This is a genomic window from Blastococcus sp. SYSU DS0539, from assembly GCF_054050855.1.
The window spans coordinates 46,496-72,066 of record NZ_JBJHAF010000001.1 but is presented as its reverse complement, the minus strand read 5'-3'; the positions used below and the strand labels follow the sequence as shown (position 1 = coordinate 72,066).

Sequence of the window (25,571 nt, the reverse complement as noted above, 5' to 3'; positions counted from 1 at the left end):
GACCGGAAGCTGCCGGTCCCCGACAGGCCGACCGCATCGCCGTTCGGGTGGCGATGCGGTCGGCCGCAGCAGGTCAGCCGGTCCGGCTCTCCCGGTCGTAGTTGAGGCCCAGGAACTGCGGCACCCGGGCCCACCGGAAGGCGAAGATCATCACGATCAGCGTCGCGACGTAGGGAACGACCAGGAGGACCTGCCCCGGGATGTCGGTCCCGGCGATCTCCGTGCGCAGCGCGATGACGTCCATCGCGGCGAAGAAGAGCGCCCCGGCCGCGATGAACTGCGGGCGCCAGCCGCCGAAGAAGGTGAGCGCGATGGCCAGCCACCCCCGGCCGCCGACGATGCCCTCGGTGAAGGTGCCGGTGTACACCAGCGGCAGGAACGCCCCGGCCATGCCCATCAGCGCGCCACCGGCCGTCGTCGTCCAGAGCCGGGTGCGCACGACGGGGATGCCGAGGCTGTCAGCCGCCCTCGGGTTCTCGCCGACCGCGCGCAGGTCCAGCCCGGCCCGCGTCCGGTACAGGAAGAAGTACAGCGCGACGGCGAGCGCCGCGGCGAAGTACACGAGGACGTTGTGCGAGAAGAACACGGTGCCGAGCACCGGGATGTCGCTGAGCAGCGGGATCTCCAGCCGGGGCAGCGTGTCGGTGCGCGGTGTGGTCGCGGTCTGCCCGATGACCACCCGGTAGAGCAACCCCGCCAAGCCGGTCGCGGCGAAGAAGAGCGCCAAGCCGACCACGAACTGGTCCAGCCGGAGGATCGTCGTCGCCCAGCCCAGGGCGAAGCCGAAGACGGCGCCCACCCCCGCCGCGAGCAGGATGCCCAGGGCGCTGCTGTCGGTGGCGAAGCTGATCAGGAAGCCCACCGAGGCGCCGAGGAGCATGACCCCCTCCTGCGACACGCTGAAGACGCCGGCCAGCCCGCCCAGCATCGTGCCCAGGGATGCGAGCAGGAACGGGACCATGGCGACCACGGTGAGCTGGGCCAGGGACGTGAACTCACTCATGCAACTCTCCTTGCCAGCCGGGCCGCGATCACGTCGGAGAGCAGCAGGAAGATCAGGATCAGGGCCTCGATGATCAGGACCATCTCGGCCGGGACGCCGACGGTGCGCTGCATGGAACTGGCGCCCACCTCGAGGATCGCGATGCCGAAGGCGACGACGGGCACCCATAGGGCGCTGCCGCGCGCGATCAGCCCGATGATGATGCCGAGCAGCAGGAAGTTGGACTGCATGCCCTCCAGGGCTCGGCCATGCACGCCGGCGACCTCCAGCGCACCGGCCAGTCCGCCGAGCGCGCCACCGATGATCAGTGCGACGACCGCGATCTTCTCGACCCGGATGCCGTTGATGCCGGCGGCCCGCGGGTTCGTGCCGGCCGCACGCAGCTCGAAGCCGGCGGCGGTACCGCGGGTGACCACGATCGTGGCCAGCGCCACCAGCCCCGCGAGCAGGATGCCCGCGTGCACGCCGGGCGGGCCACCGATGTCGGGCAGCACCGCACCCTCGCCCACCCGCTGGGTGGCGGCCACCCCGGCGGCCGGATCGGACCAGACCTCGGTGGCCGCGTAGTCGAGGACCTGGAAGGACACGAAGTTCAGCAATACCGTGCTCAGGATCTCGTTGACCCCGAATCGGCCCATGAGGAACGCGGCGATCCCGGCCCAGACCGCGCCGGCCAGCACCCCCGCGACGATCAGCACGGGTAGCAGCACGGCCGCCGGGAGGTCCGCGTAGACGACGCCGACGCCGGCCGCCGCGGTCGCCCCCACCAGGAGCTGACCCTCGCCACCGATGTTGAACCGGCCGACCGCCAGCGGGATGGTGAAGGCCAGGGCGAGAAGGGTGAGCGGCACCCACTTGGTCAACGTCTCGGTGAAGCCGAAGCCCGTGCGGAACGACGTGGTGAGGATCGTCCGGAACGCCTCGAACACGTCGTAGCCGAGCGCGGCGATGACGATGCCCGAGACCACGAAGGCGGCCACCAGCGCCAGGACGTAGGGCAGCAGGCCGCGCAGGCTGCGGGCGAGCGGGCCCGGCGAGGCGGGCGCCACGACGTCCGGCTCGGTGAGCACGGGGGCAGTCATGCGGTCTCCTGGACGCCGGCCATCAGACGGCCCAGCGCGTATGCGTCGTAGTCGCCGCGCCGGCGCTCGCCGACGATCCGGCCTGAGTAGAGGACGACCATCCGGTCGGCCAGCAGGGTGAGCTCGTCGAGGTCCTCGGAGATCAGCACCACCGCGCAGCCCCGCTCCCGCGCCTCCTGGACGCGGTCGTAGACGAACCGGGCAGAGCGCAGGTCCAGCCCGCGGGTGGGGTTCTGCAGGACCAGCACCGACGGCTCGCGGTCGAACGCGCGGGCCAGGATGAGCCGCTGGATGTTGCCGCCGGACAGGTTGCCGGCCGGTGCATCCGGACCGGGCGTCTTGATCGCGTACCGGTCGATCGTCGCCAGGGCGTGCTCGCGCACCCGCCGCCACTGGATGAGGCCGCCCCGGCGGTGGGCCTTGTCACGCTGCGAGCCCAGCAGCAGGTTGTCGGTGACCGATGCGGCGCCGAGGATGCCGTCGCGGTGCCGGTCCTCGGGGACGTACGCCACGCCGGCGTCCAGCCACCGCCGGGTCGGCCGTCCGGCCAGGCCGGCGTCGTCGACCCGCACGTCGCCGTCGTGCACGGGGCGCACGCCGGCCAGAGCCTCGGCCAGCTCCACCTGGCCGTTGCCGGCCACGCCCGCGACTCCCAGCACCTCTCCCGCGGCGACCTCGAGGTCGACGCCGTGCAGGGCGGGAACCCCCTGGTCGTTGCGCACGACCAGGCCCGAGACCTCCAGCAGCGGGGCCTGCCCGGCTGCGCCTCCGGTCCGCTCCTCGGCGGGTGCCACCTCGCCGACGGTGCCGAGACCGAGAGCTGCGGCCAGATCGGAGGACGGCTCGGCGAGCTCCCCGACCATGAGCGAGGCCAGCCCCGTGGCGTCGGTCTCGTCCCGGCGCACCGTGGTCATGCGGCGACCGTCGCGCATCACCGAGATGCGGTCGCAGATGGCCAGCACCTCGCGGACCTTGTGCGAGATGAACACGATGCTGGTGCCCTCGGCGACGATCTCGCGGAGGGAGGCGAAGAGCCCGTCCACCTCCTGCGGTGTGAGGTTGGTCGTCGGCTCGTCGAGGATCAGCACCCGCGCACCGCGGTAGAGCACCTTGAGGATCTCCACCCGCTGCCGCGCACCGACCGACATGCGATCCGTCCGCTGGCGCGGGTCGACCGCCAGGCCGAACCGGTCGGAGAGCTCCGAGACCCGGCGAGCGGCGTTGCGCAGGCCGCCGGAGCTCCCGCTGGTGCCCAGGACCACGTTCTCGACCACCGAGTAGCTCGACACCTGGAGCAGGTGCTGGTGCACCATGCCGATCCCCAGATCGATGGCATCCCGCGGCGAGCGGATCTGCACCGCACGGCCATCGACCCGGATCTCCCCCGCATCCGCTCGGTAGAGGCCGTACAGGACGTTCATGAGGGTCGTCTTGCCCGCGCCGTTGCCGCCGACCAGGCCGTGCACCTCACCGGGTGCCAGCTCGAAGTCGGCGTCGACCAGGGCACGGACCGGCCCGAACGACTTGCTGATGCCGGTCATGGTGAGCGGCCTGGACCGGTCGGGGGCAGGAGCGGACGAGTCTCCCGCTGCACGGCTCCCGACCGGTCCGGCGGTAGCCGGATCGCTCATTCGACCGGGGTCACGTCGCGGTCGACCTCGATCTCGCCGGCGGCGAGCTGCTCGACCACCTGGTTGACCTCGTCGATGACGGCCTGGTCGACGTTCTGCGGCGTCTGCAGCGAGATGCCCTGCTCGTAGGACATCCCGAGGTAGCCACCGGTCTCGCCGTCCTCGATCGAGGTCAGGATCTCGTCGAGCATGACCTCGAAGTCGTACAGCACCGAGGTCAGGTAGTGGTCGGGGGCGAGGTTGGACTTGTCCGTGTACTTGGCGGTCATGAGCGCCCCCGCCGGGCCGTCGCCGACCGCCTCGAAGGCCCCGACGACGCCGAGGTTGAGCGAGGTCAGGACGACGTCGTTGCCCGCGGAGAGCAGCTGGCTGGCGAACTGCTGCGCGCGGGTCGGGTCGTTGAAGTCACCGGTCCACACCGGCGTCAGCGTGGCGTTCGCGCCGGTGTCCTCCAGCGCCTGTTCCACGGCGTGCACCTCGGAGTAGGAGAAGGGCAGGGTGACACCGCCCAGGTAGGCGATCTGGCCGGTCTCCGACGCGGCGGCGGCCAGCACGCCCAGCGGGTAGAACGCCAGGTGGAAGTTGCGGTCAAGGACCCAGACGTTCTCCGGCACGTCGGCGGGCTCGGTGTCCTGCTCGGCGATGAAGACGACGTCGGGGTTCTCCGCCGCGACGGCCACCGTGGCGTCGTAGAACTGGCTGCCGTGGGTCCAGACGACGGTGTAGCCGTCGGCCACGTACTCCCGGAGGACGCGCTCCGCGTCCGGCACCTGCACGCCCTCCGAGTAGGTGGTCTCGGCGCCGTGCTCCTCCTCTGCGGCCTCGAGGGCCTGCAGGCCGAGGAAGGTGTAGTCGGCGTCGGTGGTGGTGCCGGAGAAGATCGCGGCGATCCGCGGTGCGTCGTCGCCGCCGGCGGCGGCACCGCCGCTCCCGGCGTCGCCTCCGTCGCTCCCGCAGGCCGTGAGGGTGAGCAGCGTCGCGGCGCCGAGGGCGGTCGCGGAGAGTCGGGCGGATCGCATGAGCGGGCACCATCCTCGGGATCGGTGAAGTGCGGACAGATGTACCTCAGCGCTAAGGTTGTGACCCAGTGCGCGCGCGGAACCGCAACTCAATCGAGACACGGTCCCCCGGGGTCCGTTGGAGGGTCACCGCCCTCCGGCGCAGGGGTCGGCGGGCGGCTCGCACCGGACGCTAGGCACCGGACATGACGGATCGGGCGCGGGCAGATGTCCGTCGATGACGCGCCCCCTCCCAACCGTCCCGCCAGCCGCGCGCGTCCCACGCATCGCGGCCAGACCGGTCAGCCGGGAGCGGCCTCCGACAGCTGCGCGACGCGGGCCAATGCGTGGACACGCGCCTCCGCGGCCTCGGCGGCCGCCCGCTCGGCGCCGGCCAGGCGGCGCTCCTCGCGCTTGAGCGCCGTCGCGGCCTCGGCCGCGGCCCGCTCCGCGTCGGCGAGCTGGTCGGCCAGCGCCTCGACGCGCTCCTGCAGCTCGGCGCGCCGGGCGGCCAGCTCCTCGACCTCCTGGCGGTGCTCCTCGAGCGCGGACTCCGCCTCCTCGGCGGTCGCCGTCGCCTCGTCCACCACCGTCCGGGCGGCGGCCAGCTCGCGCTGCCGCTTCTCCTCGGCCGCCCGCCGCCGCTCCTCCTGCTCACGGCGCCGCCGGTCGGCCGCCGACTCCTCGTCGGCCTTGCTCCGTTCCGCGCGCTTCGCCGGCCTCCGCTCCGGCTTCGCGGCCGGCCGCGGCGGCGGGACGAGCCGGAGCGTCGGGCGGCCGGTCAGCTCACCCATGCCGCTGTAGGACATGGGCGTGGACAACCGCCCGGACGACAGCGCCTCGCCCGCCTCGGGGTCGGACATCGCCGCACGCAGCGTCTCCTCGACCTGGGTGGCGACGGCGGTGCTGACGGCGTGCCCGCGTCCGGCGGCCAGCGCCCGCGCTTGCCGGGTGAGGGCGGTCAGCAGCTGCCGCCGCTGCACGTCGAGCGCCTTGAGCTCCTCGCCGGCCAGCTCGTGCTGCGCCGCGCGGAGCAGGTCGCCGAGCTCGACCAGGCCCTCGATCTCCGCCCGGTGGGCACGCACCAGCAGGTTGCACACCCAGGCTGCGGTCGATGGCTTGGGCAGCGCACCGATCGCCTTGGCCAGTACCTTGTCGCCGGCCGCCTTCGCGTCGTCCTGCCGCGCGGTGCGGACGGCGACGAACTCCTCCGGCGGCACCTCGTACAGCTCGTCGGCCACCTCGTCGAGGTCCACGCCCGCGACCCTGCCACGACCGCCAGCGATGTGCGCCGGCGGCACGTTCCCCGCGGGAGAACCGGCCATCGGCGCACACGCCGTCCTCAGCAGCAGGCCGCCGCCGGCTGCTCATCGGTCCGGCAGCAGGTGCCGTCGCCGGCGACGGCGGAGAGCTCGGCCGCCCGCTGCCCCTCCAGGTCGGGGCGGGCGTCGGCCTTCACGGTGTAGACCTCCCACGGCTCCCCGCCCGGGCCGGTGACCCAGACCTTGTCCTGGACGGCGTAGCAGCAGGTGGTGTCCTCCTCCGGCCGGGTGGCCAGGCCCGCGTCGGCGAGCCGGCCGGTGGCGGCGGTGACCTCGTCGCTGGACGCGACCTCGACCCCCAGGTGGTCCATGCGGGTGGCCGCACCCGGCTCCCCCTCGAGCAGCACGAGCTTCAGCGGCGGCTCGGCGATGGCGAAGTTGGCGTAGCCGGGACGGCGCTTGGCGGGCGCGGCGTCGAAGAGGCGCGAGTAGAAGTCGACGGCGGCGTCGAGGTCGGCGACGCGGAGGGCGAGCTGCACACGGGACACGGGTAACCTCCTGGACGAGACATCGACGGGCGTCGATGTATGAACCGAGAATGAACACCCTGCATCGATGCTTGTCAATACGATGTGCGTCGTTACGATGGTTGTCGACGTCGACGCGAGGAGAACCATGAGCGAGCCCGGCCTGGCCTGCTGCACACCCCTGTCCGGCACGGCGATCTCCGCCGAGCAGGCCGAGCAGGTGGCCGCCCTGCTCAAGGCGCTGGCCGACCCGGTCCGCCTGCGGCTGGTCAGCCTGATCGCCTCGAGCGCCAGCGGCGAGGCCTGCGTCTGCGACCTCAACGACGCCTTCGAGCTCACCCAGGCGACCATCAGCCACCACCTCAAGGTGCTGCACTCCGCCGGGCTGCTCGACCGGGAGAAGCGCGGGGTGTGGGTCTACTACGCCGTCCGCCCGGCCGCGCTCAGCGCCGTCGCCGGCCTCTTCGCCACGGCGGTGCCGGCGTGAGCGACGCCGTCCGCGAGACCGCGCGCACCGACGTCCCGGCCGACGCCCCCGTCCTGCAGAAGCTCTCCACGCTCGACCGGTTCCTGCCGGTCTGGATCATCGCTGCGATGGCGCTCGGGCTGGCACTGGGCCGCTGGGTCCCGGGGCTGGACGACGCGCTCACCGCCGTCGAGGTGGGCGACGTCAGCCTGCCGATCGCCGTCGGGCTGCTGCTGATGATGTACCCGGTGCTGGCGAAGGTGCGGTACTCCGAGCTGGACCGGGTGACCGGTGACCGGAAGCTGCTCGGCGCCAGCCTGGTGCTCAACTGGCTACTGGGGCCGGCGCTGATGTTCGCCCTGGCCTGGCTGCTGCTGCCCGATCTCCCCGAGTACCGGACCGGCCTGATCATCGTGGGCCTGGCCCGCTGCATCGCGATGGTGCTGATCTGGAACGACCTCTCCTGCGGTGACCGCGAGGCGGCCGCCGTGCTGGTCGCGATCAACTCGGTGTTCCAGATCGTCGCGTTCGCCGCACTGGGCTGGTTCTACCTGCAGGTGCTGCCGGGCTGGCTGGGCCTGTCGACGACGTCGGCGGAGTTCAGCGTCTGGGCGATCCTGCTCAGCGTCCTGGTGTTCCTCGGCATCCCGCTGGTCGCCGGGTTCCTCACCCGTACGATCGGCGAGCGGCGCCGCGGCCGGGCCTGGTACGAGGAGCGGTTCCTGCCGCGGATCGGCCCGGTCGCGCTCTACGGCCTGCTCTTCACCATCGTGATGCTGTTCGCCCTGCAGGGCGACGCGATCACCTCGCAGCCCTGGGACGTCGCCCGCATCGCGCTGCCGCTGCTCGCCTACTTCTTCCTGATGTTCGGCGGCTCGTTCCTGCTCGGCACGCAGCTGGGCCTGGGGTACGCGAAGACGGCGACCCTGGCGTTCACCGCGGCCGGCAACAACTTCGAGCTGGCCATCGCCGTGGCCATCGGCACCTTCGGCGTCACCAGCGGGCAGGCGCTCGCCGGCGTCGTGGGCCCGCTGATCGAGGTGCCCGTCCTGGTCGCCCTGGTCTACGTCTCGCTGTGGGCCGCCCGCCGCTGGTTCCCCGGCGACCCGACCGTCCCCGATCTCGTGCGGAGTGCCCGATGACCGCCAGCGTCCTGTTCGTCTGCGTGCACAACGCCGGCCGTTCCCAGATGGCCGCCGGCTGGCTGCGGCACCTGGCCGGGGACGCCGTGGAGGTGCGCTCGGCCGGGTCGCTGCCCGGCGACCGGGTGAACCCGGCGGCGGTCGAGGCCATGGCCGAGGTCGGCATCGACATCTCCGACCAGCGCCCCAAGGTGCTCACGACCGATGCCGTGGAGGCCTCCGACGTCGTGATCACCATGGGCTGCGGCGACGCCTGCCCGGTCTTCCCCGGCAAGCGCTACCTGGACTGGGCGCTGGAGGACCCGGCCGGCAAGGGCGTCGAGTCGGTGCGGCCGATCCGCGACGAGATCGAGCGGCGCATCCGCGGGCTGCTCGCCGAGCTCGGGGTCAGCTCTCCCGCCTGAGCAGGAAGAAGAACGGGTCGGGCAGGCCACGCAGGTCCATCAGGCCGAGCACGGTGCGGCCGTCCACCCGTCGGAAGACGTCGATGATCGGCAGCGCGTCGTAGACCATCGCGGCGGTGACGACGCCGCGGTGCTCGACCGCGCGCAGCCGGGCCCGCGGCTTCGACGTCGTCACGAGCGGGCGGGCGGCGCGGAACACCGCCCGCGCCGCCCGGGAGTGCGCCAGGCCGGGTAGGTCGCGCAGCACGCCGACCGGGACCAGCGCCGGGTCCACCGGGCGCGGGCCCGACCGGGTGCCGAACAGCAGCGGGTGCACCGTCTCGGCGTCGACGAACTCCTTGCCGTACCAGCCGTAGGCCTCCAGCAGCCCGTCCAGCGGCGAGCCGGTGGGCAGCCCGCTCCCCCGCCACCGACCGGCCAGCTCGTCGACGGCGACCGGCGGGGCGGCGTCGAACATCGCGAACGCCGCGGCGCGGGAGGCGCCGACGCCGGCCCGGGGCGCCGCCGCCTCGCTGCCGAGGAACTCCGTCGTCATGCCACCGGGCGCTCGAAGGTGACCAGCACGCCGTCGACGCCGCCCGGGCCGATGCGCCCCTTCACCTCGACCGAGGTGATCGCCTTGAGCTGCCAGCCCTGGCGGGCGTGCTCGTTGAGCACCTTCTCCAGCTTCCCGCCGGACATCTTGCCGCCGATCATCCCCTCGCGGATCTCCTCGACCTTGTACTCGTAGCGCGCTGCAGCCATGTGCCGTCCGTCCTCGTCGGGGGGGGGTGGTCGGCCGCCAGCCTGCCCCCTGCGGTCCGTTCCGTCGAGGACAGGGGCGTCAACGGCCGGCGCCGGCCGGCGCCGGCTCCGGTGTCAGCCGCGGGACGGGCTGCGTGTCGCCGCTGCCGGGGCGCCGGCCCGCGGCGACCACGGGGCTGCGCATGGCCGCCACGACGGCCTCCGGGTGGACGCGGGCGGCCGGGATCCGCGCGCCGGTCGTCGCCGGCTCGGGCACCCCGAGCGGGGTCGCCACGGCGGCGGCCCAGCGGGCCGCGCCGGCCCCGAAGGCGGTCGCCGACAGCGCGGCGAGCTGGGCCCACTGCCGGCCGACGAACTGCAGCCGGTGGACGTCGCCGGCGCGGGAGCGCACGGTCGCGCGGAAGACCACGTGCGCGGCCCGGTCGGGCACCCGGATGGCCAGCTCGACCTCGTCGCCGACCACCGCTCCGATGCCGCGGATGCGCACCTGCGCGCCACCCAGGGAGACGTCGACCAGCCGGGCGGGGGTGCCGTCGACCACCGCGGGGAACGCGGCGGGGAACCGGTGGCCGTCGCGCCGCTCGGCGGAGAAGCGGGGATCCCGGATCCGGCGGATGCCGGCCAGCACGAAGCCGAGGGTGGCGACCACCCAGAACACCGGCACGAGGGTGGTGCCGCCGAGCCGGTGGTCGGTCGGCGTCCACCCGGCCACGCTCGCGACCGTGTACAGCAGGCTGCCGGCGAGCACGCCGGCCAGCACCCAGAGCAGGGCGGGCACCCGGGCGCGGGTCCGGTCCTCGCCGGTCCGCCCCTTGGCGGTCACCGCGAACCGCCCGGTGCCCGGCAGCACCAGCGACAGGGTCGCGGCCAGGTTGGAGGGCAGCCGGACCGCCTCGAACAGGAGCGAGAAGCGCGCGGGGGCGAACCCGCGGCCCAGCAGGGTGAGCGCGACCTGCTGGAGGACGAACGGGACGCCGGCCATGAGGGCGAACTGCGCCGGCGGCGCCTCCACCGGGAACATCCCGGTGACCAGCACCGTCACCGGGACGAGGGCCAGCCCCAGGGTGCGCCACGAGTCGAACCAGGCCGAGAGCGAGTAGAGGTAGCCCAGCCGCTGGCGCGGGGTCAGCCCGGTCGCGGTGAGCGGGTTGTCGTGCCGCAGCACCTGCATCGCACCCCGGCCCCACCGGCGACGCTGGGCGTAGAAGGCGCCCGGGCTGCCGGCGGCGAGACCGCGGGCCAGCACCTCGTTGTGGTACGCGCTGCGCCAGCCCGCGCGATGCAGCTTCATCGTGGTGTGGAAGTCCTCGGTGAGCGACTCCGTCGCCACCCCGCCGATCTCGCGCAGCGCGTCGGCGCGCAGGACGGCGTTGGTGCCGCACCAGAAGGCGGCGCCCGCCGAGTGCTTGCCGGCCTGGATCACCCGGTAGAACAGCGACTCCTCGTGCAGGTCGACGCCCGGGTGGAGGTGCTCGAAGGAGCTGGTGTTGTAGAAGTGCTGCGGCGTCTGCACCAGCGCCAGCCGCTCGTCGGCGAAGTAGGGCACCGTCCGGGTCAGGAACTCCGGATCGGGCACGTGGTCGGCGTCGAACACGGCCACCAGCTCGGTACGCACCAGGCCCAGCGCGTGGTTGAGGTTCCCGGCCTTCGCGTGGTCGTGCTCGGGCCGGCTGACGTAGCGGGCGCCGAGGGCGGTGACCATCTCCTCGACCTCGAGGCGTTCGCCGTCGTCGAGCACCCAGGTCTCGTGGTCGCCGTCCATGGCCAGGCAGGCGGCGACCGTGGGCAGCAGCACGTCGAGGTGCTCGTTGTAGGTGGCGATCAGCACGGTCACCGACGGCGGCGGACCGGGGCGCGGCGGGGGCACCGTCGCCGGTGCGACGTCCCAGGTGGTCATCACGAACAGCACGAGGGCGACGCCGCCGTAGAGCTCCAGCGCCAGGAACGGCACCCCGATCCACAGCGCCGCGCCCTCGGGCAGGGTCGCGACCAGCCGCCAGCTCAGGTAGCCGGCGGTGGACAGGACGGCGGCCACCGCGACCGTCCGCACCACGACCAGCCGCAACGTGCTCTCCGGCGCGGGAACGGCGTCCCGCTCTCCCGTGGGACGGCCCAGAGCCGCCCGCTCGATGCTCACCCCGAGTGCATCGACATCCCGGGGCACCCCGCACATCCCCCCGAGGGGTGAGGAGACCCGAGCGGGTGGCGCCCTCGGCCGGGGACCTCGATCCCCGGCCGTCCGCGGTCCCCCGGTCAGGCGCCGGTGCGGGGGCCCTCCCACAGGTCGATGCCGCTGTCGACGGCGTGCCTGTCGATGGCGGCCAGCTCGTCGGCGGAGAACTCGAGCTCGGCCAGCGCCCCGACGTTCTGCTCCAGCTGACCGACGCTGCTGGCGCCCACGAGGACCGTGGTGACCCGCTCGTCGCGCAGCGCCCACGCCAGCGCCATCTGGGCCAGGCTCTGCCCGCGCCCCTGTGCGATCTCGTCCAGCGCGCGGACGTGGCCGATCGCCTCGTCGGTGAGGAAGTCCGGCGACAGCGACTTGCCCTGGCTGGCCCGCGAGCCCGCCGGGACGCCGCCGAGGTACTTGTCGGTGAGCATCCCCTGCGCCAGCGGCGAGAAGGCGATGCAGCCGGCGCCCACGTCGGTGAGTGTGTCGAGCAGGCCGTCCCGCTCGATCCAGCGGTTGAGCATCGAGTACGAGGGCTGGTGGATCAGCAGCGGCGTGCCGAGGTCGGCCAGGATGGCTGCCGCACTCGCGGTGTCCTCCGGCGAGTACGACGAGATGCCGGCGTAGAGCGCCTTGCCCGAGCGGACCGCGGTGTCCAGTGCCCCCATCGTCTCCTCGAGCGGCGTCGTGGGGTCGGGCCGGTGCGAGTAGAAGATGTCCACGTAGTCCAGGCCCAGCCGGGTCAGCGACTGGTCCAGGCTGGACAGCAGGTACTTCCGCGAGCCGCCGCCCTGGCCGTACGGGCCCGGCCACATGTCGTAGCCGGCCTTGGTGCTGATCACCAGCTCGTCGCGGTAGGGGCGGAAGTCGTCGGCCAGGTGCCGGCCGAAGTTGGTCTCCGCGCTGCCGTAGGGCGGTCCGTAGTTGTTGGCGAGATCGAAGTGCGTGATGCCGAGGTCGAACGCGCGGCGCAGGATCGCGCGCTGCCGGTCGAACGGGACGTCGTCCCCGAAGTTGTGCCACAGACCCAGGCTGATCACCGGCAGGTCCAGGCCGCTGCGGCCGGTGCGCCGGTAGGTCATGGAGTCGTAGCGGTCATCGGCTGCGGAGTAAGGCATGCCCGCATCCTTTCCGACGACGACGGCGGCCCGCGCGACGACGGCCGGACCGGCGCCGAGCAGGACCGGGCCGGGCACCCCGGGTCCTAGGCTGGACGACGACCGTCCCGCCGTCTCCCGGAGCGTCCCGTGCTGCTGCGCCTGATCGGACTCCTGCTGGTCGTGTGGCTGGTGCTCTCGATCATCGGCGCGCTGGTCGAGGGGCTGTTCTGGCTGCTCCTGCTCGGCGCGGTCCTCTTCCTGGCCACCGCCGCCTACGGCTGGCTGAAGAGCGACGACCGGGCCTGACCGGCCCGCACCGCGTCGGTTCAGTCGCCGTCGACGTCGCCGCCCGCGCCGTCGGCCCACGGCTGCGGGTCGGTGCTCCACCCGGTGGCCGGCGGCGGGCCGGGCGGGACCTGCTCGGCGACCTGGTCGGCGCGCTCGACCCGGACGCCGGCCTCCAGGTCGTCCAGCCCGACGGCAAAGCGGTTCTCGGTCATGGCCGAACCCTCCCGCCCCGGCGGCCGGCCGTCCAGCCCTGCGGGGAACCGGCCCGGCGGTCGGCTGCACTCCGGGCGTCGGGTGGCCGATGCAGGACGGGTGCGACGACGCCTTCCGGGCCGGCCTCCCGGAGTGGACGCTCGGCGCCGGCGACGTCCCCCGCTGCGGCACCTGACGTACCCGGCGGCGCACCACGCGCCGGTGCGCCCCGGTCCCTAGGCTCGGCGTCCGTGACCGCCCCTTCCGGAACCGTCCGCGATGCAGCCGGCTACCTGCGGTCGTGGCTGGACGCCCAGGTGCGGCACCGGCGGGTGCCCGGGGTGCAGGTGGCCGTCCGCCGCGGCGGCGAGCTGCTGCTCTCGGCCGCGATCGGGACCGCCGACGTCTCCACCGGCGCGCCGCTCACCCCGCACCACCTCTTCCGCATCGCCTCGCACTCCAAGACGTTCACCGCGACCGTCGTGCTGCAGCTGGTCGAGGCCGGGCGGATGCGGCTCGACGACCCGATCGGCCGGTACGTGACCGAGCTGGCGGAGGCCGGGTCGCCGGTGGCCCGGGTGACCGTCCGGGAGCTGCTCGGCCACCAGGCCGGGGTCACCCGCGACGGCGCGGACGCCGACTTCTGGCAGCTCGAGCGGCCGTTCCTGGACCGGGCGGGGGTGGTCGCGGAGGCGCTGCGCGCCGGGCCGGTGCACCGGCGCAACCAGCACTTCAAGTACTCCAACGTCGGCTACGGGCTGGTGGGCCTGGCGATCGAGGCCGTCACCGGCAGCTCCTACGCCGACGCCGTGCGCGCCGGGATCATCGAGCCGCTCGGGCTGACCCGCACCGGGTCCGACCACGAGGCGGCGCGCGCCGCCGAATTCGTCAGCGGCCACACCGGCCTGCTGCTGGGCGAGGACGCCCGCGAGCCGATCGGGCCGGTCGACACCCGCGCCATGGCGGCGGCCACCGGCTTCTTCTCGACCGCCGAGGAGCTCGCCGCCTACGGGGTGGCGCACGTGCTCGGCGACGAGCGGCTGCTCTCCGACGACGCGAAGCGGCTGATGCAGCGCCTGGAGTCGGTGGTCACCGCGTACGGCACCGAGGTGGGCCGGTACGGCGTCGGCATGGCGCTGACCACCGTGGGCGAGCGGCACCTCGTCGGGCACAGCGGCGGCTTCCCCGGGCAGATCACGATGACGCTCGTCGACCCCGTCGACGGGCTGGTGGTCAGCGTCCTGACCAACGCGATCGACGGCCCGGCCGAGGAGCTGGCCGTCGGACTGGTCAAGCTGATCGACGTGGCGCTGCGGCCGCGCGCCGAGCTGCCTGCGCCACCGCCGGGCACCCCGCCGCCGGCGTCGTTCACCGGCCGGTTCGCCAGCCTCTGGGGAGTGCTGGACGTCGCCGAGCTCGGCGGGCGGCTGGTGCTCGTCCGGCCGACGCTCGCCGATCCGCTGCCGGGGATCGAGGAGCTGGAGATCGTCGACGCGAGTACCCTGCGGGTGGCCGCGCAGCCCAGCTTCGGGCCGGCCGGGGAGCCGGTCCCGGTGGAGCGCGGCGCCGACGGACGCGTCGTGTCGCTGCGGCTCGGCGGGGTGACCAGCCGGCCGGTCGAGGAGTTCCGCCGCCGGCGCACCGCGCTGACCGGCGGGCACCCGCGCCCGGAGACCCGCTGACGTCCCGGCGTCCGCAGCCCGTGCGGAACCGGCGTCCTCGGCCCGTGCGGAACCGGCGTCCTCGGCCCGTGCGGAACCGGCGTCAGCGCGGCGTGGCCCCGGGACCCGGGGACAGGCCGACCGCCGCCTCGCGCGGCGGCGTGGGCGGCTCGGCCGGCGCCTCGTAGGCGCGGAGGACCGTGCGGTCGCCGGGCCGGCCGTACAGCTGCCCCTCCCGCGCCTTGACCGCCGCCACCAGCACGATGCTGACCACGACGAGCAACGACCACGACCCGAGCTTGGCGGCGTGGACGAGCGTCCAGACCGACTCCTGCGACGGGTACTGCCAGGCGCGCAGCAGCGTGGCGACGTTCTCGGCGACCCAGAGGAAGAAGCCGATGAGGACGAAGGAGAGGGCGAGCGGCATCGCGTAGCGGCGCCGGCCGACCGTGAAGTGCACTCCCGTCCGCCAGGTGACGACCAGGAGCAGCAGGGCCAGCGGGAGCCGCACGTCCCGGGTGACGTGCGAGGTGAAGAAGTTCAGGTAGATCAGCGCGGCCACCCCGGCGGTCGACCAGGCCCGGTAGTTGGTGATGCGCAGGTCGAACCGGCGCCAGGCCTGGCAGACGTAGCTGCCGACCGCGGCGTACATGAACCCGCTGTAGAGCGGGACGCCGCCGATCGTGGTGAGACCGGTGTCGGGGTAGGACCACGACCCGTGGGCGACCTTGAACAGCTCCAGCGCCAGGCCCACGAGGTGGAAGCCGAAGATGACCGCGACCTCGCGGCCGGTCTCCCAGCCGACGAGCCACAGCACGAGCGTGACGCCGAGGGACCACAGCAGCAGTGCATCGGCGGGGTTGATCGGGACGGGGACGATCCGGACGAGGCCGAGTCCGAGGAAGAACAGGACGGCGAACAGGCAGCACTGCGCCTCGGTCCAGGCGAACCGCAGCAGCTGCCTCACCCGGCGAAGGCTAGGTCGTGCCGGCCGGTCCCGGGCCTCCCCCTCGCGCGCGTCGGCCGCGCCGGTCCGGTCGCCGTGTCGTCGGTGCCGTCGTTCAGCGCACCGTGGCGGGGCCCGGCCGGAACGGCGCGCCGTGGGCGCAGACCACGAGGGTGGCCAGGTCCAGCACCCGCTCGCGCTGCTGGCGCAACTCGTCCCGGTCCTCGCTGTAGGGGTCGTCGGCCGGGCCGTCCTCGGTCCACCACAGGTGGGTGAGCGCGACGACGTCGTCCGGCGTGCCGACGAGCGTGGTGATGTCCTGCGGGGTGTGCCCGGGCGTGGCCAGCAGCCGGATGCTGGGGGTGAGCTGCGTGCCCTCCGCAGCCCGGCGGGTGAACGTGTCCCCCTCGATGACCGACTGGAAGTCGTGCACCGGCACCACCGGGAAGAGGGCGACGTTGAGCGTGTGGTCCAGGTGGTGGTGGCTGACCACGACGTCGGTGACGTCCTCGGGACGGACGCCGAGTTCCCGGAGCGGGGCGAGGATGAGATCCCGGTCGGCCACCATGCCCGGATCGACGATGACCACCCGGTCCGCGTCGCGGACGAGGCTGACCGTGCCGGCCACGTGCGGCATCCGCACGTACCCCTCGACGAGGACGTCCAGACGGGCGGTGCGCGACAGCTCGGGCATGCGGCGGACGGTAACAACCGGCGCGGGGGAAAGGCGCGCCGCTGGTGGTCCGTCCGTGCGCATCGATCAGAAGGATCCGGCGGTCGACCGCCGGCTCCTGCGCCGGTACGGATCTTGCGCACGTCGGCCCGGTGTGACGACGACAGGGGTGCGAGGACCAGCACGTGGTCCTCGCACCCCTGTCCGTCCGTCCCCCGTGCCTACCGGGGACGCACGGTCAGCTGCAGCCGCTGGTGGAGCCGCAGCCCTCGCAGACGTAGCAGCTGCCGGCCGGGCGCATCTTCGTGCCGCAGGTCATGCACAGCGGCGCGTCGGTGGCGGTCCCGGTGACCAGCTCGAGCAGCTCGGCCGAGGAGTGGGCCTCCTTGACCGACTTCGGGCCCTCGGGGGTGACCTTCTCCTCCACCTTCGCGGTCTCGATCGGCGCGGAGCCGCGCAGCTGCTCCAGGTCGACCTCCTCCTCCTGGACGGTGGACGTCGACGCGGAGGTCCCGTAGCCGGAGACCTGCGCGGCGCGCTCCTCGGCGGTGAAGATGCCCAGGCCGGCGCGCTTCTCCACCGGCAGGTGGTCCAGCGCCAGGCGACGGAAGATGTAGTCCATCACCGACTGGGCGATCCGGATGTCCGGGTCGTCGGTCATGCCGGCCGGCTCGAAGCGCATGTTGGTGAACTTGGAGATGTAGGTCTCCAGCGGGACACCGTGCTGCAGGGCCAGCGAGATGCCGATCGAGAAGGCGTCCATCACACCGGCCAGGGTCGAGCCCTGCTTGCCGAGCTTGAGGAAGACCTCACCGAGGCTGCCGTCCTCGTACATGCCCGCGGTCATGTAGCCCTCGGCGCCGGCGACGCTGAACGAGGTGGTGACGCTCGTCCGCTTCTTCGGCAGGCGCTTGCGCACCGGGTGCGAGAGCGCGGTCGAGGCGGTGGCCTCCACCTTCACCTCGTCCTTGGTGCCGTCGTTCTTGCCCTTGCCACCGGACAGCGGCTGGCCGACCTTGCAGTTGTCGCGGTAGATGGCCAGCGCCTTGAGACCCATCTTCCAGCCCTGGAAGTAGATCGTCTCGACGTCCTCGACGGTCGCCGTCTCGGGCATGTTGACCGTCTTGCTGATCGCGCCGGAGATGAACGGCTGGACGGCGGCCATCATGCGGACGTGGCCCATCGGGGAGATGGCCCGCTCGCCCATGGCGCAGTCGAACACCTCGTAGTGCTCGGGGCGCAGGGTCGGCGCGTCCACGACGTGGCCGTGCTCGGCGATGTACTCGACGATCGCCTCGATCTGCTCCTCCTGGTAGCCCAGGCTGCGCAGCGCCCGCGGCACCGTCTGGTTGACGATCTGCATGGAGCCGCCGCCGACCAGCTTCTTGAACTTGACCAGCGAGAAGTCCGGCTCGATGCCGGTTGTGTCGCAGTCCATCATGAAGCCGATGGTGCCGGTGGGGGCCAGCACCGAGGCCTGGGCGTTGCGCCAGCCGTTGTCGGCGCCGATCTCCAGGCACTCCTGCCACTGCTGGGTGGCGACCTTCAGCACGTCGGCGTCGTCGGCGCCGACCGGGCGGATGGCGTCGTTCGCCGCGGCGTGCTTGCGCATGACCCGGGCGTGCGCGTCGGCGTTGCGGGCGAAGCCGTCGTAGGGCCCCACGATGCCGGCGAGCTCCGCCGAGCGCCGGTAGGCGGTACCGGTCATCAGCGAGGTGATCGCCGCGGCCAGCGTCTGGCCACCGCGCGAGTCGTAGGCGTGGCCGGTCGCCATGAGCAGGGCGCCCAGGTTGGCGTAGCCGATGCCCAGCTGGCGGTAGGCGCGGGTGGTCTCGCCGATCGGCGCGGTCGGGAAGTCGGCGAAGCAGATCGAGATGTCCATCGCGGTGATGACCAGCTCGACGGCCTTCACGAAGTTCTTGGCGTCGAACGTGCCGTCGGCCTTGAGGAACTTCATGAGGTTCAGCGACGCCAGGTTGCACGAGCTGTTGTCCAGGCTCATGTACTCCGAGCACGGGTTGGACGCGTTGATCCGGCCGGTCTCGGGGTTGGTGTGCCAGTCGTTGATCGTGTCGTCGTACTGGATGCCCGGGTCGGCGCACTCCCACGCGGCCTTGGTGACCTTGCGGAACAGCGCCTTGGCGTCGACGGTCTCGATCACCGACCCGTCCATGCGGGCGCGCAGGCCGAACTCGTCGCCCTCCTCGACCGCGCGCATGAACTCGTCGGAGACGCGGACGGAGTTGTTGGCGTTCTGGTACTGGACGCTGGTGATGTCCTTGCCGCCGAGGTCCATGTCGTACCCGGCGTCGCGCAGCGCGCGGATCTTGTCCTCCTCGCGCGCCTTGGTCTCGATGAACTCCTCGATGTCGGGGTGGTCGATGTCGAGGACGACCATCTTGGCCGCGCGGCGGGTGGCGCCACCGGACTTGATGGTCCCGGCCGAGGCGTCGGCCCCGCGCATGAAGCTGACCGGACCGGAAGCAGTGCCGCCGGAGGAGAGCAGCTCCTTGGAGGAGCGGATGCGGGAGAGGTTCAGGCCGGCACCGGAGCCGCCCTTGAAGATCAGGCCCTCCTCGCGGTACCAGTTGAGGATCGAGTCCATCTCGTCGTCGACGGCCAGGATGAAGCAGGCGCTGACCTGCTGCGGGGCGCTCGTGCCGACGTTGAACCACACGGGGCTGTTGAAGCTGAAGTACTGGTGCAGCAGCATCCAGGTGAGCTCGTGCTCGAAGATCTCCGCGTCGCCCTCGCTGGCGAAGTAGCCGTGCTCGCGGCCGGCCTCGGTGTAGGTGAGCACCACGCGGTCGATGAGCTGGCGCAGGCTGCTCTCCCGCTGCGAGCTGCCCACCGCGCCACGGAAGTACTTCGTGGTGACGATGTTCGTGGCGTTGATGCTCCACTCGGCCGGGAACTCGACACCGCGCTGCTCGAAGTTGATCGAGCCGTCCCGCCAGTTGGTCATCACGACGTCGCGGCGCTCCCAGGTCACCTCGTCGTACGGGTGCACACCGGCGGTGGTGAAGACGCGCTTGATCTTGAGGCCCTTGCCCCGGCTGGGCGCCTTCGCGCTGCGGCGGGTGCGGGGACCGGCCACGCGGTCGTCGGTATCGGTCATGGTGTGGAGCTCTCCCTGGTCGTGTGTCGCCTGGTGCTTCGCGGGGCTGCGCGGTGGTGCTGCGCGGTGGTGGATCGGGGGCTGGGGAAGAGCCGCGATCGGTAGCTGCTCGAACTGCTGTCTATCGGATGGCACTGACAGTTCTCAGGTGCCGGCGACGGTGCCGGACGGGACGGATGCGCGGGGCGTGGGTGGGGCGGGCTCGTCGGTCGGCGAGGCGGATTGGCGGGCCCTGAGCTCGGCGATCTCGCGCTCGAAGTCGGCCACCGAGGTGAATGAGCGGTAGACGCTGGCGAACCGGAGGTAGGCGACCTCGTCGAGCTCGCGCAGCGGACCGAGGATGGCCAGGCCGACCTCGTTGCTCGGCACCTCTGCCGCGCCGCTGGCGCGGATGGCGTCCTCCACCTGCTGCGCGAGGAGCTTGAGCTGGTCCTCGTCGACCGGGCGGCCTTGGCAGGCCCGCCGGACGCCGGCGACCACCTTGGTGCGGTTGAAGGGCTCGCTGACGCCGTTGCGCTTGACGACGGCGAGCACCGCCTCCTCGACGGTGGTGAACCGCCGCCCGCACGCGGGGCAGGACCGGCGACGCCGGGTGGTGGCGCCCTCGTCGGCCTCGCGCGAGTCGATCACCCGGCTGTCGGCGTTGTGGCAGAACGGGCAGCGCACGGTGGTTCACCCCCTTCCCTCTGCGACCCGCCACCGGCCGGCTGTGGACCCTCCTGGGGACATCCGGTGGATGCGCCGGGGAGAACCTAGGGACCAGCCTGTGGACGGGCTTACAGCTCTGTAACTACTAGATGTAGGGGAACCCTAGGACGGCCCACCCAAGATGTGCAAGTGATCGTTCCCTCGGCGTGTTCCGCCCCGACACTGCCGTGCGCACGCGGAACACCGGACCCCACCAGTCACACGACACGCCGGGCCGACGCGCGGACGGCACCCCGGGCCGCGGCCCGCCGGCCCGGCCGGCAGGCCGCGGACGGGGCTCCCGACGCACCACGACGCCGGACTCCTCCGGACGTCCGATGCCGACGAGGGGCGTGCCACGGTCAGGCGCCGCTCAGCGCGCGTCGACCCGCGGGCGGCGGGAGTGCGGGATCTGGTCGCTCAGCCGCATCGGCCGGGTGAGCAGATCGGCCTCGATGTCGGCGGGCGGGGTCCAGCCGCGCCCCCCGGGCGCCGCCACGACCGGGTGCACACTGCGGGCCGGCGGCACCGACCACGCCACGGTCCGGGGGTGGTCGTCCCGCGCGGCGGCCGGCACGTCGGCACCGCTCTCCGCGGGAACGACCGGGATCAGGCCGGTGTCGGCTGCCCGGTGGCGACCGGCCAGGCCCTCGGGAGCGGGCGCACGGTGCCGCCCGGGCGGCGGCGCCGGGACCGACGCCGCCGGGTCCGCCTGCACGTCGCTGTCCTCGGGCGCACGACGACGCCCACCGCCGCGGGCCGGGTTCGACCGCTCGCGGTGGTCCCGGACCAGCGGGAGGCTGGCGGTCGTGCCGGCGCCGGCGGGCCGACCGCCGTGCAGCGCGGACACCGCCTGAGCGACAGCCGGGTCCTGCGTCACGCGGGGCGCCGCCACGACGGCGACCTCCGGTGTGGCGGTGTGCGGCTCGGGCAGCCGCAGGGTGGAGAGCTCGGTCCACGCCGTCTCCTCGACCCCACCGACGACGACGCGCACCCACACCTGGCACGCCCCCGCGTCGTCATGCCGCCAGCCCAGCAGCTCACCCGCCCACCAGGCGCCCGCCTGGTAGACCTCGACGGCCTGGGACTGACCGGCGAACACCGCGGCGCGGTTCTCCATGACACTCGACACAGGCAGACCGTAAGCGGGTGATCAGCACGCAACGTGAACGTGCCAGCACAGAGGGTTGACGAAGTCGTCGGGGCGGGTTATGAAACTCTCGCCGTGGCGGACGCCACGTCGGGGGCGCCGCGATGGAGGCGCCGGCGAGCGGATCAGGGCAGGTGGAGCAGCTGCCCCGGCACGATGGCCGAATCGCGCACGTCGTTCAGCTCCTGGATGCCGTCGACGACCTCCCGCACGTCCCGCCCCTCGGCCGCCGCGCTCGCGATGGACCACAGCGTGTCACCCGGCTCGACGACGACGCTCGTGGTGCCCATCAGCTCCAGCCCGTCCCCGCCGCCCCCCAGCACCGCACCCGCCAGCGAGACCACGCCCAGGGCGAGCAGCAGCACGAGGACCACCACGAGCCGCCGGCCGCGCGCGGTGAGCCGCAGCGGAGGCAGCCCAGGCTCGGCCGGCCACTCCCCGGCACCCCGACGGGCTCCTGCACCCCGCCGGTCCACGGCCGACCGGGCCGCCGGTTCCGCCGATCCACCGCGGGGCGGGGCGACGACCGCGTAGGCGCGCGGGGCAGGCGGGAGGACGCGGAGGTGCCGCACCGGCCGCTCCCGAACCCGCTCCTCCGCCGCGCCCGACATCCCCCCGCGCACCGACACCGCCGCATTGCTGCCCATCGTCTCCCGCCCCTCACCTGGCCGGACCCACCCCGGCCCGAACGTGTGTTCGATTCGAACGCTTGTCCGATGTCTACCCCATGGGTCCGACACGAGCGGCGCGACACGGCAACTTTCGAACGCCTGTTTGAACTGGCCGGCGATCGGCGCTACGGTCGCTGCGACGACCAGGGCTGACCAGCTGCGCGGGCAGCCGGCGAGGAGGAGACGTGACGGAGTCGAGCGGGACGTCCGGCGGCCGACGCGGGACCCGGGGCGCCGCCCCGGACACGGCCGACGCCTCGGCGTCGGTCCGCACCTTCCCGGACCGGACGGCCGACGGTGACGGCCTGACCCAGCGGCAGCGCCGGGTGCTGGAGGTCATCCGCGACTCGATCGACCGGCGCGGTTACCCGCCGTCGGTCCGCGAGATCGGCGAGGCGGTCGGCCTGTCGTCGGCGTCCTCGGTCGCCCACCAGCTGTCGGTCCTGCAGAAGAAGGGCTGGCTCCGCCGCGACCCCAACCGGCCGCGCGCGCTCGACGTCCGGCTGCCCGGCGACGCCGGCCGCGGCGCCGCAGCCGTCGAGCCCCCGGTGGTCCGCGAGGGCGAGCAGGCCTCCGCGCCCACCTACGTCCCCCTCGTCGGCCGGATCGCCGCCGGTGGTCCCGTGCTCGCCGAGCAGGCGGTGGAGGACGTCTTCCCGCTCCCCCGCGAACTCGTCGGCGAGGGCACCGTGTTCATGCTCAAGGTCGCCGGTGACTCGATGGTCGAGGCGGCCATCTGCGACGGCGACTGGGTCGTCGTCCGGCAGCAGCCGACCGCCGAGAACGGCGAGATCGTGGCCGCGATGATCGACGGCGAGGCGACCGTGAAGACCTACAAGCGCCGCGACGGGCACGTGTGGCTGCTGCCGCACAACCCCGCGTACGAGCCCATCCCCGGCGACGAGGCCACGATCCTCGGCCGGGTCGTCTCGGTGCTGCGCCGGGTCTGACAACGCGATGATCACGGCGGGCCGGTCCTCCGAAGAGGACGGGCCCGCCGTGGTCGTCCGGGCCTCGGTCAGCGGCGCCGGTAGTCGCCGTCGCGCTTCTCGAAGAACGCCCGCAGCGCTTCCTGGTGGTCCTCGGTCCGGAACATCTCCAGGAACCGCTTGGTCTGCAGCGCCTGCCCCTCGCGGAAGTCCATCTCGAAGGCCCCGTTCACAGCCTCCTTCGTGACCTCGACCGACAGCGGTGCACGGGTCGCGATCCGCTGCGCCTTCGCCAGGGCCGCGGGCATCAGGTCCGCCGGCTCGTGGACCTCGGTGACCAGACCCCAGTTGAGGGCCTGCTCGGCGGTGTACCGGGCACCGGTGAGCAGGATCTCCTTGGCCGGGCCCAGGCCGATGACCCGGGGCAACCGCCAGAAGCTGACGATGAGGCCGACATTTACACCCGCCGCGACGAAGAAGGCATCGGTAGAGGCAATCCGGATGTCGCAGCACAGGGCGAACTCCAGGCCACCGCCGATGGTTGCTCCGTTGATCGCGGCGACGACGGGTGCGCGGAAGTTCTGCACGCCGTTGAGCACCCGGCTGAACTCGGCGAGGTAGTCCTTGAGCCGCTCGTCGCTGATGGACTGCTCCTCGCCCAGGTGCGCTCCCGCGGTGAAAGCCCGGCCCTCACCGGTGATCACCAGGCACCGGACGTTCTCGTCGGCGTCCAGGATGTCGAGCGCCCTCATGAACGAACGCCGGCTCTCCCAGCCGAAGGTGTTCGACGGGGGGCTGTCCAGGGTGAGGACGGCGATGTGCGGGGTCTCGTAGCGCAGGTGGACGCCGCTGCCGACGTCTGTCTTCATCTCGGTCATGCTGCTTCCTCCGGTGGTGTGTTGAGTGCGACGGACGGGGACCGGCGGGACCGCCGGGTGGACTGGCCGGGTCGACGGTCGAGCAGCCGCATGGCGAACACGGTCACCACGATGTTGATGAGCAGGACCACCACGGAGAGCGCCCCCACCCGCTGGTAGAGCGACTCACTGGCCAGGCTGTACAGCACCGTTGACACGGTGGGATTCGCGCCGGTGTAGAGGAACACCGACATCTCCAGCTCCCGGAAGAGCAGGACGAAATTGAGCATGCCCGCGGCGAGCAGCGAGGGGCGGAGCAGCGGCACCGTGATCCGCCGCCACGTACGCGCCCAGGACGCACCGAGGCTCCGGGATGCCTCCTCCACCTCCGCACCGATCTGTCCCATCCCGGCGTGGACGTAGGCGAAGGTCAGCGGCAGCGCGCTCCCCGCGTAGGCGATCAGCAGGATGGTCAGCGTCCCGCCCAGCCCGAAGGGCTGCCCGGCGTAGGCGATGATCAGGCCGATGCCGAGCACCGCGCCGGGGAAGGCCAGCGGCGCCGCCATGGCTCCCACGATCACGGCGTTGCTCCGCGCCTTGGTGCGGTGCACCAGCCACGAGGCGAGGAGCGCGACGGCGAGGGCCAGCACCGTCCCCCCGAGGGCCAGGATGAAGCTGTTGCCCATCGCGGCCGCGATCAGCGGCCGGCCGAAGACCTCCTCGTAGTTTCCCGTGAGGGTGAAGTTGTCCCACCCCAGAGGCCGGCCGAGCGCCTTGCGGAATGAGGTGACCAGCAGGACACCGAAGGGCAGCACGAGGCTCAGGACCACGACCAGCGAGCAGAATCCCAAGGCGAGGAAGCTGGCACCGCCCAGGTGCGTCACGTCCTGCCGCCCCGGCTTGCCACCGATGACGGTGAACTTCTTCCCGCCGACCAGCTTGCGCTGCAGGACCAGCAGCACGGCGATGATCACCAGGATCGGGACGGAGATGACCGCGGCGGCCTCGATCCGCGGCGGGAACTGCATGAGGCTGAGCAGAACCGTCGGGATGGTCTGGAAGCCGGTCGGAGCGCCGAGGATGGCGACCGGCCCGAAGATCACGGCGGCGCTGACGAACACCAGGATCGATCCGGCGATCAGCGACGGCAGGATCACTGGGAAGGTGACGGTCCGCAGCACGCGGGCACGGGACGCGCCCAGGCTGGCTGCGGCCTGCTCCAGGGCCGGGTCGATGCCCTCCAGTGCCGCCGACACCGGCAGGAACACCAAGGGATAGAGGAACAGCGAGAGGACGAAGATGATCCCCCACGGCGTGAAGATGTCGAACGGTGCTTCCTCGAGCCCGAAGACCGACATCAACGCGGTGTTGAGCATTCCGTTGCGCGGCCCCAGCAGCAGGATCCATCCCAGTGCCGCGATGAAGCTCGGGGCGGCGAAGGTGAGGACCGCGCTGCCACGGAAGAACCGGCGGAACGGCATGTCGGTGCGCACGGCCAGCCAGGCCACCGGCAGGCCCAGCAGCAAGCTACCGATCACCGTGCCGACCGCGATCCACAGCGAGTTGAGGACGCCTTCCATCAGCCGTGGCTCGCTGGCCAGAAGACCGTAGTTGTCCAGGGTCAGGCCACCGTCGTCGGCGACGAAGCTCTGCCCGAACACCTGCGCCACCGGGTAGCCGACCAGCGCGAGGATGGCCGCGACCCAGACCAGCCGCATCGCCCGCTCGAAACCGGTGCCCTTCCGGCGGCTCGGGCCGCGATCGGCCGGCGGGCCGGTGGTCGCCCCCTCCCCCGCCGTGTCGGTCGTCGACACGGCGGGAGAGGCTGAACTGGTCAGCGCCACAGGTGGTTCTCCTCGGTGGGGTCGCG

The 25,571-nt window shown here is 72.6% G+C and carries 25 protein-coding genes; 6 read left to right on the top strand and 19 right to left on the bottom strand.

Features of this window, described 5'->3' with window-relative positions:
* Positions 1-73: 73 nt before the first annotated feature.
* The 6 genes from ACI790_RS00345 to ACI790_RS00320 form a co-directional block, all read right to left on the bottom strand.
* On the bottom strand, positions 74-1,003 hold the full coding sequence (locus ACI790_RS00345) for an ABC transporter permease (protein ID WP_456567783.1): 930 nt from the start codon (positions 1,001-1,003) through the stop codon (positions 74-76).
* Positions 1,000-2,085: an ABC transporter permease gene (locus tag ACI790_RS00340; RefSeq protein WP_456567782.1), complete on the bottom strand. Its 1,086-nt coding sequence runs from the start codon at positions 2,083-2,085 to the stop codon at positions 1,000-1,002. The genes ACI790_RS00345 and ACI790_RS00340 overlap by 4 nt, the downstream gene beginning before the upstream one ends.
* Positions 2,082-3,626, bottom strand: coding sequence for an ABC transporter ATP-binding protein (locus ACI790_RS00335; protein ID WP_456567781.1), 1,545 nt, complete (start codon positions 3,624-3,626; stop codon positions 2,082-2,084). Before ACI790_RS00335 ends, ACI790_RS00340 begins: the two co-directional genes overlap by 4 nt.
* 86 nt (positions 3,627-3,712) lie before the next feature.
* The gene (locus ACI790_RS00330; protein ID WP_456567780.1) at positions 3,713-4,735 is read right to left on the bottom strand and encodes a BMP family ABC transporter substrate-binding protein; all 1,023 of its coding nucleotides are present in this window, start codon (positions 4,733-4,735) and stop codon (positions 3,713-3,715) included.
* Positions 4,736-5,016: 281 nt separating this feature from the next.
* The gene (locus ACI790_RS00325; RefSeq protein WP_456567779.1) at positions 5,017-5,970 is read right to left on the bottom strand and encodes a hypothetical protein; all 954 of its coding nucleotides are present in this window, start codon (positions 5,968-5,970) and stop codon (positions 5,017-5,019) included.
* An 86-nt stretch (positions 5,971-6,056) separates the two neighbouring features.
* On the bottom strand, positions 6,057-6,524 hold the full coding sequence (locus tag ACI790_RS00320; protein ID WP_456567778.1) for an ArsI/CadI family heavy metal resistance metalloenzyme: 468 nt from the start codon (positions 6,522-6,524) through the stop codon (positions 6,057-6,059).
* A 127-nt stretch (positions 6,525-6,651) separates the two neighbouring features.
* On the opposite strand from ACI790_RS00320, the gene ACI790_RS00315 reads away from it, so the two are divergent.
* Genes ACI790_RS00315 through ACI790_RS00305 form a run of 3 tightly spaced genes read left to right on the top strand, consistent with a single transcriptional unit; the run spans position 6,652 to position 8,515 of the window.
* On the top strand, positions 6,652-6,990 hold the full coding sequence (locus ACI790_RS00315) for a metalloregulator ArsR/SmtB family transcription factor (RefSeq protein WP_456567777.1): 339 nt from the start codon (positions 6,652-6,654) through the stop codon (positions 6,988-6,990).
* On the top strand, positions 6,987-8,111 hold the full coding sequence (gene arsB, locus ACI790_RS00310; protein ID WP_456567776.1) for an ACR3 family arsenite efflux transporter: 1,125 nt from the start codon (positions 6,987-6,989) through the stop codon (positions 8,109-8,111). The genes ACI790_RS00315 and arsB overlap by 4 nt, the downstream gene beginning before the upstream one ends.
* Positions 8,108-8,515 carry an arsenate reductase ArsC gene (locus ACI790_RS00305; RefSeq protein ID WP_456567775.1) on the top strand — a complete coding sequence of 136 codons (408 nt, stop codon included), beginning with the start codon at positions 8,108-8,110 and terminating at the stop codon, positions 8,513-8,515. The genes arsB and ACI790_RS00305 overlap by 4 nt, the downstream gene beginning before the upstream one ends.
* Here ACI790_RS00305 and ACI790_RS00300 read toward each other — a convergent pair.
* The 4 genes from ACI790_RS00300 to mgrA form a co-directional block, all read right to left on the bottom strand.
* A complete protein-coding gene (locus ACI790_RS00300; protein ID WP_456567774.1) occupies positions 8,499-9,050 on the bottom strand; it encodes a DUF4334 domain-containing protein in 552 nt (183 codons plus the stop codon). The genes ACI790_RS00305 and ACI790_RS00300 overlap by 17 nt on opposite strands.
* Positions 9,047-9,259 carry a DUF4177 domain-containing protein gene (locus ACI790_RS00295; protein WP_269194468.1) on the bottom strand — a complete coding sequence of 71 codons (213 nt, stop codon included), beginning with the start codon at positions 9,257-9,259 and terminating at the stop codon, positions 9,047-9,049. The genes ACI790_RS00300 and ACI790_RS00295 overlap by 4 nt, the downstream gene beginning before the upstream one ends.
* A gap of 79 nt (positions 9,260-9,338) precedes the next feature.
* Complete coding sequence (locus tag ACI790_RS00290; RefSeq protein WP_456567773.1) at positions 9,339-11,396, bottom strand: glycosyltransferase; 2,058 nt, start codon at positions 11,394-11,396, stop codon at positions 9,339-9,341.
* A 116-nt stretch (positions 11,397-11,512) separates the two neighbouring features.
* Positions 11,513-12,547 carry an L-glyceraldehyde 3-phosphate reductase gene (mgrA, locus tag ACI790_RS00285; protein ID WP_456567772.1) on the bottom strand — a complete coding sequence of 345 codons (1,035 nt, stop codon included), beginning with the start codon at positions 12,545-12,547 and terminating at the stop codon, positions 11,513-11,515.
* 129 nt (positions 12,548-12,676) lie between these two features.
* Here mgrA and ACI790_RS00280 point away from each other — a divergent pair, with 129 nt between their 5' ends.
* Entirely contained in the window at positions 12,677-12,835 is a 159-nt protein-coding gene (locus tag ACI790_RS00280) for a hypothetical protein (protein ID WP_456567771.1), read from the top strand.
* A 20-nt stretch (positions 12,836-12,855) separates the two neighbouring features.
* Here the strand turns inward: ACI790_RS00280 and ACI790_RS00275 are convergent, their stop codons facing one another.
* Positions 12,856-13,029 (bottom strand): hypothetical protein, encoded by a 174-nt coding sequence (locus ACI790_RS00275; RefSeq protein ID WP_456567770.1) that lies wholly within the window; start codon positions 13,027-13,029, stop codon positions 12,856-12,858.
* 231 nt (positions 13,030-13,260) lie between these two features.
* Between ACI790_RS00275 and ACI790_RS00270 the strand changes: the two genes are divergently transcribed.
* Positions 13,261-14,691 (top strand): serine hydrolase domain-containing protein, encoded by a 1,431-nt coding sequence (locus ACI790_RS00270; protein WP_456567769.1) that lies wholly within the window; start codon positions 13,261-13,263, stop codon positions 14,689-14,691.
* 82 nt (positions 14,692-14,773) lie between these two features.
* On the opposite strand, the gene ACI790_RS00265 is transcribed toward ACI790_RS00270, so the two are convergent.
* From ACI790_RS00265 to ACI790_RS00240, 6 genes are all read right to left on the bottom strand, one after another.
* On the bottom strand, positions 14,774-15,637 hold the full coding sequence (locus tag ACI790_RS00265) for a DUF817 domain-containing protein (RefSeq protein ID WP_456567768.1): 864 nt from the start codon (positions 15,635-15,637) through the stop codon (positions 14,774-14,776).
* A 94-nt stretch (positions 15,638-15,731) separates the two neighbouring features.
* A complete protein-coding gene (locus ACI790_RS00260) occupies positions 15,732-16,310 on the bottom strand; it encodes an MBL fold metallo-hydrolase (RefSeq protein WP_456567767.1) in 579 nt (192 codons plus the stop codon).
* Positions 16,311-16,527: 217 nt separating this feature from the next.
* Entirely contained in the window at positions 16,528-19,407 is a 2,880-nt protein-coding gene (locus tag ACI790_RS00255; protein ID WP_456567766.1) for a vitamin B12-dependent ribonucleotide reductase, read from the bottom strand.
* A 144-nt stretch (positions 19,408-19,551) separates the two neighbouring features.
* A complete protein-coding gene (nrdR, locus tag ACI790_RS00250) occupies positions 19,552-20,073 on the bottom strand; it encodes a transcriptional regulator NrdR (RefSeq protein ID WP_456567765.1) in 522 nt (173 codons plus the stop codon).
* Positions 20,074-20,467: 394 nt separating this feature from the next.
* A complete protein-coding gene (locus tag ACI790_RS00245) occupies positions 20,468-21,226 on the bottom strand; it encodes a hypothetical protein (protein WP_456567764.1) in 759 nt (252 codons plus the stop codon).
* A 143-nt stretch (positions 21,227-21,369) separates the two neighbouring features.
* Positions 21,370-21,609, bottom strand: coding sequence for a LysM peptidoglycan-binding domain-containing protein (locus tag ACI790_RS00240; RefSeq protein ID WP_456567763.1), 240 nt, complete (start codon positions 21,607-21,609; stop codon positions 21,370-21,372).
* Between the two features lie 491 nt (positions 21,610-22,100).
* Here ACI790_RS00240 and lexA point away from each other — a divergent pair, with 491 nt between their 5' ends.
* Positions 22,101-22,865, top strand: coding sequence for a transcriptional repressor LexA (gene lexA, locus ACI790_RS00235; protein WP_456567762.1), 765 nt, complete (start codon positions 22,101-22,103; stop codon positions 22,863-22,865).
* A gap of 68 nt (positions 22,866-22,933) precedes the next feature.
* Here lexA and ACI790_RS00230 read toward each other — a convergent pair whose 3' ends face one another.
* Both ACI790_RS00230 and ACI790_RS00225 read right to left on the bottom strand, forming a co-directional pair.
* Positions 22,934-23,722, bottom strand: coding sequence for an enoyl-CoA hydratase/isomerase family protein (locus tag ACI790_RS00230; protein WP_456567761.1), 789 nt, complete (start codon positions 23,720-23,722; stop codon positions 22,934-22,936).
* Positions 23,719-25,515 (bottom strand): ABC transporter permease, encoded by a 1,797-nt coding sequence (locus tag ACI790_RS00225; RefSeq protein ID WP_456567760.1) that lies wholly within the window; start codon positions 25,513-25,515, stop codon positions 23,719-23,721. Before ACI790_RS00225 ends, ACI790_RS00230 begins: the two co-directional genes overlap by 4 nt.
* Positions 25,516-25,571: the final 56 nt, after the last annotated feature.

What these genes read in the sequence shown, in the direction of transcription:
- ACI790_RS00345 (WP_456567783.1), bottom strand. Translation starts at nt 1,003, where the DNA reads ATGAGTGAGTTCACGTCCCTGGCCCAGCTCACCGTGGTCGCCATGGTC.
- ACI790_RS00340 (WP_456567782.1), bottom strand. Translation starts at nt 2,085, where the DNA reads ATGACTGCCCCCGTGCTCACCGAGCCGGACGTCGTGGCGCCCGCCTCG.
- ACI790_RS00335 (WP_456567781.1), bottom strand. Translation starts at nt 3,626, where the DNA reads ATGACCGGCATCAGCAAGTCGTTCGGGCCGGTCCGTGCCCTGGTCGAC.
- ACI790_RS00330 (WP_456567780.1), bottom strand. Translation starts at nt 4,735, where the DNA reads ATGCGATCCGCCCGACTCTCCGCGACCGCCCTCGGCGCCGCGACGCTG.
- ACI790_RS00315 (WP_456567777.1), top strand. Translation starts at nt 6,652, where the DNA reads ATGAGCGAGCCCGGCCTGGCCTGCTGCACACCCCTGTCCGGCACGGCG.
- ACI790_RS00305 (WP_456567775.1), top strand. Translation starts at nt 8,108, where the DNA reads ATGACCGCCAGCGTCCTGTTCGTCTGCGTGCACAACGCCGGCCGTTCC.
- ACI790_RS00300 (WP_456567774.1), bottom strand. Translation starts at nt 9,050, where the DNA reads ATGACGACGGAGTTCCTCGGCAGCGAGGCGGCGGCGCCCCGGGCCGGC.
- ACI790_RS00295 (WP_269194468.1), bottom strand. Translation starts at nt 9,259, where the DNA reads ATGGCTGCAGCGCGCTACGAGTACAAGGTCGAGGAGATCCGCGAGGGG.
- mgrA (WP_456567772.1), bottom strand. Translation starts at nt 12,547, where the DNA reads ATGCCTTACTCCGCAGCCGATGACCGCTACGACTCCATGACCTACCGG.
- ACI790_RS00275 (WP_456567770.1), bottom strand. Translation starts at nt 13,029, where the DNA reads ATGACCGAGAACCGCTTTGCCGTCGGGCTGGACGACCTGGAGGCCGGC.
- ACI790_RS00260 (WP_456567767.1), bottom strand. Translation starts at nt 16,310, where the DNA reads ATGCCCGAGCTGTCGCGCACCGCCCGTCTGGACGTCCTCGTCGAGGGG.
- ACI790_RS00255 (WP_456567766.1), bottom strand. Translation starts at nt 19,407, where the DNA reads ATGACCGATACCGACGACCGCGTGGCCGGTCCCCGCACCCGCCGCAGC.
- ACI790_RS00230 (WP_456567761.1), bottom strand. Translation starts at nt 23,722, where the DNA reads ATGACCGAGATGAAGACAGACGTCGGCAGCGGCGTCCACCTGCGCTAC.